At 44.9% G+C, this 441-nt stretch carries 1 protein-coding gene; it reads right to left on the reverse strand.

The genetic code is table 11. The annotated features are described in order from the left end of the window. Window positions 1–41 precede the first annotated feature (41 nt). The coding region (locus D7X96_RS40235) for a Ty1/Copia family ribonuclease HI (protein ID WP_158626691.1) at window positions 42–441 on the reverse strand (400 nt) is incomplete at its 5' end.

The raw sequence follows: 441 nt of genomic DNA on the forward strand, positions 1-441 counted from the left end.
ACTTAACACCTCTCACCGTCTCCACCTGCCCCTTAGGGCACTCAGGTACTGATCACATTAATCAAGTCCAAGCAATGCTTGAACTTGACTGTTGGAATAGTCTTGGTCATCATGTCTGCTGGATTCTCCGCCGTAGCAATTTTAATTATTGCAATAGCACCCTCGGCGATGACATCTCGAATGAAATGAGCCCTTACATCTATGTGCTTGGTCTTTTCATGATACTTTGGATTATGTGTCAGATCGATTGCACTCTGACTGTCGCAGAAAACAGTAACCAGCTTCTGTTCCAATCCCAGATCTCCAACCAAGCTTGTCAGCCAAATAGCTTCCTTCACTGCCTTTGTAGCTGCCATATATTTTGCTTCAGTGGTAGACAAGACAGCTTTGGATTGCAATGCTGCCTTCCAACTAATGGCACCGCTAGCAAAAGTGAAGACA

The organism is Corallococcus interemptor (genome assembly GCF_003668875.1).
GTDB lineage: Bacteria > Myxococcota > Myxococcia > Myxococcales > Myxococcaceae > Corallococcus > Corallococcus interemptor.